This is a genomic window from Halomonas cerina, assembly GCF_014192215.1.
Lineage (GTDB): Bacteria > Pseudomonadota > Gammaproteobacteria > Pseudomonadales > Halomonadaceae > Halomonas > Halomonas cerina.
In genome coordinates this window covers 86,898-93,202 of the sequence record NZ_JACHXP010000016.1, presented here as the reverse complement: position 1 = coordinate 93,202, position 6,305 = coordinate 86,898, and the positions used below count along the sequence as shown (strand labels likewise).

Below are 6,305 nucleotides of genomic sequence, written 5' to 3'. Positions count from 1 at the left end.
AACCACCTGATCCCATGCCGCACTCAGCAGTGAAACCGCTCAGCGCCGATGGTAGTGTGGGGCTTCCCCATGCGAGAGTAGGTCATCGTCAGGCATCTATCCCGAGAAAACCCCGATCATCCCCAATGGTCGGGGTTTTTTCATGGCCGATCGGTGGATTTCCGGGACTAGCCGGTTCCGTTAGAATGTGGCCTTTTCCCGCCAGGGGCATGCGCATGACTATCGGTGACCTGATCCGCCTGTTGAGCGACGGCGAGTTCCATTCCGGCGAGCAGCTCGGTGAGCGGTTGGGGGTGTCCCGAGCAGCCGTCTGGAAGCAGCTGCGCAAGCTGGAAGCCCTGGGCATTCCCATGCAGGCGGTGAAAGGGCAGGGCTATCGGCTGGCGGAGCCCATGGAGCTGCTGGATGGCGCGGCCGTCGTGGCCGGTCTGTCACGGGAAGCCCGGCGGTATCTCACCCGCCTGTTCGTGGAAGAGACGCTCCCGTCCAGCAACGCCTTCCTGCGCGAACGCTTCTCCCAGGGGGCGGGGCACGGTGAGGTCTGCCTGGTGGAGCAGCAGAGTGCCGGCAAAGGGCGCCGCGGCCGTACCTGGGTGACGCCCTGGGGGCGGACCCTGATGGTCTCGGTGGGCTGGCGAGTGGAGTCGGGCGTGGCGGCCCTGGAGGGGCTGAGCCTGGCGATCGGCGTGGTGCTCGCCCGGGTGCTTGAAGGACATGGTGTCAGGCCGTGGCTAAAATGGCCCAACGATGTCCTGCTGGAGACGCGTGAGGACGGCCTGGGCAAGCTGGCCGGGATCCTGGTGGAAATCAGCGGGGACGCCGCTGGTCCCTGTGAGGTGGTGGTCGGCATGGGCATCAATGTCGATCTGCCGTCCGCTTTTCGTGACGGCATCGACCAGCCCGTGGCCGCGGTGCATGACCAGGCGCCGGCGCTTTCCCGAAACCGGCTGGCCGTGGAGCTGCTGGAGCAGCTGCTGCCGCTGATGGCGACCTTCGAGCAGCAGGGCTTCGGAGCCTGGCAGTTGGCCTGGAACGAGCGCCATGCCTACGCGGGCCAAGAGGTGGATGTCCTGCGTGGTGGCGATCGCGAGCCAGCCATTGCCGAGTCCGTCGATGCCGCAGGCAACCTCTGGGTACGTCAGGAGACGGGGCGTGTCAAGCTCGCGGGCGGTGAAATCAGCGTGCGAGGGCGCTCATGATCCTGGATCTCGATATTGGCAATACCCTGTCGAAATGGCGACTGAAGGATGCCGACAGCAGCGAGATCCGTTCACGAGGGGCCGTCTGGACGCGCGAGGAGTGGCGCCCGGGGGCCGACATTCCGGATCTGGACGTGGTGGAGGCCGTGCGCATCTCCAGCGTGGCCCGTCGGGCGGTGCTGGAGCAGACGGTGTCGCTACTCGAGCATCGCGTCGGCCGAGTACATGTCGCCCGTTCGATGCCCGAGGCACTGGGCGTCGTCAATGGCTACCAGGAGCCAGGAAAGCTTGGCGTGGATCGCTGGATGGGCGTGCTGGCCGGTTATCAACTGGCGGGGGGCTGCTGTGTGGTGGATTGCGGTAGCGCCATTACCGTGGACTTCGTGATGCCCGGCGGTCGTCACTTGGGCGGCTACATCCTGCCGGGTCTGCGTCTCATGAAGGAGAGCCTGAAGCTCGGAACGCGCAATGTGGCCATCGACCCCGACAGTGAGGCCGAGGAACTGCTGGTGCCGGGGCGTCGCACCGTGGAAGCCGTCAATCACGGCATCTTCATGGCCGCGGTGAGTGCGGTAAATCGCATCTACAGTGAGGTGTGCGATCGCGAAGGCGTGGCCTTGCCGGTACTGCTCACCGGGGGCGATGCCCGGGTGGTCGCGCGAGGTCTCCAGATCCCCCATGCGGTGTGGCCGGACATGGTCTACGCCGGGCTCGAGGCGTGCTTTCCGCTGACGGCGGCCGAGCGGGCCGGCCGGATGTCGGGGGCGCCCGGGGTGCCGGCGCCGGTCTCGCTGGAAAAGATCCGCGCCGGGCTTGCATTCTCGATGCTGCTTTGACACAATGCGCCGCGTTCCGGAAAGGCAGGGTCGTCACGGCGCTCTTGTCTTGACTCGTCAAGATGATCGGGAAAACAATCACTTGACACCGGAAACCAAGGCGGTAGAATGCATCGCCAGTTGGAGGGGTTCCCGAGTGGCCAAAGGGAGCAGACTGTAAATCTGCCGCGAAAGCTTCGAAGGTTCGAATCCTTCCCCCTCCACCAGATTTTCGCCGGGCCTGCTTGGTTAGGCCGAGGCAGCAAGAGTGGGCAGGCGGGCATAGTTCAATGGTAGAACCTCAGCCTTCCAAGCTGATGATGCGGGTTCGATTCCCGCTGCCCGCTCCAGGTTTGCCGGCGCCCTGGCGCCGATCAGTGTTACGCTCATGTAGCTCAGGGGTAGAGCACACCCTTGGTAAGGGTGAGGTCGACGGTTCAAATCCGTCCATGAGCTCCAGTTCGAGAAGGCGAGCCGCGGCTCGCCTTCTCTCTTTCCTCCCCCGGGCAGTGTCGAGCCGAGAAGAGGTGCGGGGAAAGGGCTTGTCAGCCGGAGCAGCTTTCGCTATGATGGCGCCCGCTGTCGCATAGGCCGCTTGCAAAGGGTGGTCCGGAAGCAGTTACAGGCCAGTAGCTCAATTGGCAGAGCAGCGGTCTCCAAAACCGCAGGTTGGGGGTTCGATTCCCTCCTGGCCTGCCAGTCTTCCCCAGGCTGGCGAGTTCCCATAGACTTTCATGTTTCGATTGCCGCACCCTGAGGAGTCTCGTTTTCATGAAGCATAGCGCCGAGGTGCAGGAGTCGCGCCATGACGGGCTCAAGTGGGCGGCTGTCGTCACTCTGCTGGTTCTTGCCGTAGTCGGCAATGCTTATTTCGCCGATCAGGCGCTTCTCTATCGTGTGCTCGGTGTCGTCGTGCTCAGCGTCGCTGCTGGGGTGGTGGCCCTGACCACCACCAAGGGGCGTGATCTGCTTGAGTTGGCCCGCAGCGCGAAGAAGGAGATCCAGCGTGTTGTCTGGCCGACGCGTCCCGAGACCGTGCAGACCACGGCCATCGTGCTGGTGGCCGTGCTGGTGGTGGGGCTGATGCTGTGGATCATCGATACCCTTCTTGGCTGGGCGATGTCCGGCGTCATTGGTTAGGAGATCTCATGTCCAAGCGTTGGTACGTCGTACACGCCTACTCCGGCTTCGAGAAGCATGTCATGCGCTCCCTCAGGGAGCGTGTGAAGATGTATGGCATGGAGGATCGTTTCGGCGAGATCCTGGTGCCCACCGAGGAAGTCGTCGAGATGCGTGACGGCAAGCGCCGCAAGAGCGAGCGCAAGTTCTATCCCGGCTATGTGCTGGTCGAGATGGAAATGGACGACGATACCTGGCACCTGGTCAACGAGACCCCGCGCGTCATGGGGTTCATCGGCGGCACCAAGGAGAAGCCGGCGCCGATCACGCAGCGGGAGGCCGACGCCATCCTGAGTCGGGTCAGGGACGGCTCCGAAAAGCCCAAGCCGAAGACGCTCTTCGAGCCGGGCCAGTCCGTGCGTGTCATCGATGGCCCCTTCGCCGACTTCAACGGCGTGGTCGAGGAAGTCAACTACGACAAGAGTCGCCTGCAGGTCAGCGTGCTGATCTTCGGTCGTCCCACGCCGGTCGAGTTGGAGTTTGCCCAGGTCGAGAAGGAATAAGCCCTCTCGTCCGGGCGCGTTTCGTGGCGGTCGCCGAGGCGGCCGCGTAACCCGGGGAGCCGCAAGGGAGACGCTGTACAAATTGGCGAGCGGGATGAAGCGCAAGGCGCACGCAGCGCAGACACCGGAGCCTATGCGGTACTAGGTGAGGATGTCGAGCAGCGCGCAACGCAGCGATTCGCCCGCGCAGACATTTGAGCAGTGTTTTCCGAGGCGCTACTACCCAACTGGAGTCCAACATGGCCAAGAAAGTCCAGGCTTACATCAAGTTGCAGGTCGCAGCTGGTAAAGCCAACCCGAGTCCCCCCGTGGGCCCCGCGCTGGGTCAGCACGGTGTCAACATCATGGAGTTCTGCAAGGCGTTCAATGCCGAGACCCAGAGCATCGAGCCGGGTCTGCCGACGCCTGTCGTCATCACCGTCTACTCCGACCGCAGCTTCACCTTCGTCACCAAGACGCCGCCCGCGGCCGTGCTGCTGAAGAAGGCGGCCGGCATCAAGTCCGGCTCCGGCGAGCCGAACAAGAAGAAGGTCGGTACCGTGACCCGTGAGCAGCTCGAGGAGATCGCCAAGACCAAGGAGCCGGACCTGACGGCTGCCGATCTCGACGCCGCGGTGCGTACCATTGCCGGTAGTGCCCGCAGCATGGGCCTGAATGTGGAGGGGCTCTGATCATGGCCAAGCTCAGCAAGCGTGCGCAGCAGATTCGCGAGAAGATCGACCCGAACAAGGCATATTCCCTCGACGAGGCCGTGGCCCTGCTCTCCGAGCTGTCCACCGTCAAGTTCAAGGAGTCCGTGGACGTCGCGATCAACCTGGGCGTCGACCCGCGCAAGTCCGACCAGGTCGTGCGGGGTGCCACCGTCATGCCCAACGGGACCGGCAAGGACGTGCGTGTCGCCGTCTTCACTCAGGGGGCCAACGCCGATGCCGCCAAGGAAGCCGGTGCCGACATCGTCGGCATGGATGACCTGGCCGAGCAGGTCAAGAAGGGCCAGCTCGACTTCGACGTGGTGGTCGCCTCGCCGGACGCCATGCGGGTGGTCGGCCAGCTGGGCCAGATCCTCGGTCCGCGCGGCCTGATGCCGAATCCCAAGGTCGGTACCGTGACCGCGGACGTGGCCACCGCGGTCAAGAATGCCAAGGCCGGTCAGGTGCGCTTCCGGACCGACAAGAACGGCATCATCCACACCACCCTGGGCAAGGTCGATTTCGATGCTGCCGCCATCCAAGGCAACCTGGAGGCGCTGGTCGCCGATCTGAAGAAGCTCAAGCCGAGCACGTCCAAAGGTGTGTATTTCAAGAAGTTCACTCTGTCCACCACCATGGGGCCAGGGTTGACCGTCGATGCGTCCGCGCTGGTCTGAGTTGGGCCGTATCGATAACAGGCAAGAGACTTTGCGGTCCCCGTGCCGGGCTCAGGCCTGCCGGCGGGGCACCGTCAAAGACCGCAGGTGCCGCCGCTCGCCGTGAGCCGGCGGCTTAATCGCCCCCTCGGGCTGCCTGCGCAGATGGTGTGCCGCCAGTACGCTGGTGAGCACCATCATCCAGGCCCCCTAGCCTCGTGCCGGGGGGAGATGGTAACCACCGGAACCCTCGAGCGAGGGTCCGGCACGAAGGAGTGATCACAGTGGCACTAGCACTCGAAGGCAAGAAGGCGATCGTTGCCGAGGTCAGTGAAGCCGCCAAGGACGCTCTCTCCGTCGTTGTTGCCGATTCTCGTGGTGTCGCGGTCAGCAAGATGACCGACCTGCGCAAGCAGGCCCGCGAGAATGGCGTGCAGATCCGTGTTGTCCGCAACACCCTGGCACGCCGCGCCCTGTCCGGAACCCCCTGGGAGATTCTGGACGAGACCTTCTCGGGTCCGACCATGTTGGCCTTCTCCTATGAGCATCCGGGTGCCGCCGCCCGCCTGTTCAAGGAATTCGCCAAGAATGAGAAGGACTTCGAGGTCAAGGCGCTGGCCTACGAAGGCGAGCTGATCCCGGCGAGCGATCTCGACCGTCTGGCGACCCTGCCGACCTATGACGAGGCCATCGCCAAGCTGATGTCCGTCATGAAGGAGGCGTCTGCCGGCAAACTGGTCCGTACCCTCGCCGCGCTGCGTGACCAGAAGCAGGAAGAGGCCGCCTGATCGGCGAACTCGAGCCCGCAGCGAGAATCGAATATTGAATCCTCGAGTCATCGGCACGCCGAGACTCCCGCAAAGTTAGGAATCTAGACCATGGCACTGACCAAAGAAGACATTATCAACGCCGTCGCCGACATGTCCGTGATGGAAGTCGCCGAGCTCATCGAGGCGATGGAAGAGAAGTTCGGCGTTTCTGCCGCGGCGGCCGTCGTGGCCGGCCCGGGTGGCGCTGAAGCCGCTGTCGAGGAAGAGCAGACCGAATTCGACCTGGTGCTGACCGGCGCCGGCGACAAGAAGGTCAACGTCATCAAGGCGGTCCGCGAGATCACCGGCCTGGGCCTGAAGGAAGCCAAGGGTGCCGTCGACGGCGCACCGGCGACCATCAAGGAAGCCATGTCCAAGGAAGACGCCGAAGAGGCCAAGAAGAAGCTGGAAGACGCCGGCGCGAGCGTGGAGCTCAAGTAACCCTTGGGCCCATG

The 6,305-nt window shown here is 63.9% G+C and carries 8 protein-coding genes, 4 tRNA genes and 1 rRNA gene; all 13 read left to right on the top strand.

What is annotated here, in order from left to right:
* Positions 1-94 (top strand): 5S ribosomal RNA (rrf, locus tag FHR94_RS14965); the annotation flags it as partial.
* A gap of 121 nt (positions 95-215) precedes the next feature.
* Positions 216-1,199, top strand: a complete 984-nt coding sequence (locus FHR94_RS14960; RefSeq protein WP_183326709.1) for a biotin--[acetyl-CoA-carboxylase] ligase — start codon at positions 216-218, stop codon at positions 1,197-1,199.
* A complete protein-coding gene (locus FHR94_RS14955; RefSeq protein ID WP_183326706.1) occupies positions 1,196-2,035 on the top strand; it encodes a type III pantothenate kinase in 840 nt (279 codons plus the stop codon). Before FHR94_RS14960 ends, FHR94_RS14955 begins: the two co-directional genes overlap by 4 nt.
* A gap of 122 nt (positions 2,036-2,157) precedes the next feature.
* Positions 2,158-2,241, top strand: a tRNA-Tyr gene (locus tag FHR94_RS14950).
* Positions 2,242-2,290: 49 nt separating this feature from the next.
* Positions 2,291-2,364 (top strand) — tRNA-Gly (locus FHR94_RS14945).
* A gap of 34 nt (positions 2,365-2,398) precedes the next feature.
* A tRNA-Thr gene (locus FHR94_RS14940) sits at positions 2,399-2,473 on the top strand.
* Positions 2,474-2,637: 164 nt separating this feature from the next.
* Positions 2,638-2,713 (top strand) — tRNA-Trp (locus tag FHR94_RS14935).
* Between the two features lie 72 nt (positions 2,714-2,785).
* Positions 2,786-3,154, top strand: a complete 369-nt coding sequence (secE, locus tag FHR94_RS14930; protein ID WP_183326705.1) for a preprotein translocase subunit SecE — start codon at positions 2,786-2,788, stop codon at positions 3,152-3,154.
* 8 nt (positions 3,155-3,162) lie between these two features.
* Complete coding sequence (nusG, locus tag FHR94_RS14925; RefSeq protein ID WP_183326703.1) at positions 3,163-3,696, top strand: transcription termination/antitermination protein NusG; 534 nt, start codon at positions 3,163-3,165, stop codon at positions 3,694-3,696.
* A 239-nt stretch (positions 3,697-3,935) separates the two neighbouring features.
* Positions 3,936-4,367 carry a 50S ribosomal protein L11 gene (gene rplK, locus FHR94_RS14920; protein ID WP_183326700.1) on the top strand — a complete coding sequence of 144 codons (432 nt, stop codon included), beginning with the start codon at positions 3,936-3,938 and terminating at the stop codon, positions 4,365-4,367.
* Positions 4,368-4,369: 2 nt separating this feature from the next.
* Positions 4,370-5,062, top strand: a complete 693-nt coding sequence (gene rplA / locus FHR94_RS14915) for a 50S ribosomal protein L1 (protein ID WP_183326698.1) — start codon at positions 4,370-4,372, stop codon at positions 5,060-5,062.
* A 263-nt stretch (positions 5,063-5,325) separates the two neighbouring features.
* Positions 5,326-5,829, top strand: a complete 504-nt coding sequence (gene rplJ / locus FHR94_RS14910) for a 50S ribosomal protein L10 (protein ID WP_183326696.1) — start codon at positions 5,326-5,328, stop codon at positions 5,827-5,829.
* Between the two features lie 90 nt (positions 5,830-5,919).
* Positions 5,920-6,291: a 50S ribosomal protein L7/L12 gene (rplL, locus tag FHR94_RS14905; RefSeq protein WP_183326694.1), complete on the top strand. Its 372-nt coding sequence runs from the start codon at positions 5,920-5,922 to the stop codon at positions 6,289-6,291.
* The last annotated feature ends 14 nt before the right edge of the window (positions 6,292-6,305 follow it).

Excerpts from the sequence above, each read along its gene's own strand:
- FHR94_RS14960 (WP_183326709.1), top strand. The coding sequence starts at position 216 with ATGACTATCGGTGACCTGATCCGCCTGTTGAGCGACGGCGAGTTCCAT.
- FHR94_RS14955 (WP_183326706.1), top strand. The coding sequence starts at position 1,196 with ATGATCCTGGATCTCGATATTGGCAATACCCTGTCGAAATGGCGACTG.
- secE (WP_183326705.1), top strand. The coding sequence starts at position 2,786 with ATGAAGCATAGCGCCGAGGTGCAGGAGTCGCGCCATGACGGGCTCAAG.
- nusG (WP_183326703.1), top strand. The coding sequence starts at position 3,163 with ATGTCCAAGCGTTGGTACGTCGTACACGCCTACTCCGGCTTCGAGAAG.
- rplK (WP_183326700.1), top strand. The coding sequence starts at position 3,936 with ATGGCCAAGAAAGTCCAGGCTTACATCAAGTTGCAGGTCGCAGCTGGT.
- rplA (WP_183326698.1), top strand. The coding sequence starts at position 4,370 with ATGGCCAAGCTCAGCAAGCGTGCGCAGCAGATTCGCGAGAAGATCGAC.
- rplL (WP_183326694.1), top strand. The coding sequence starts at position 5,920 with ATGGCACTGACCAAAGAAGACATTATCAACGCCGTCGCCGACATGTCC.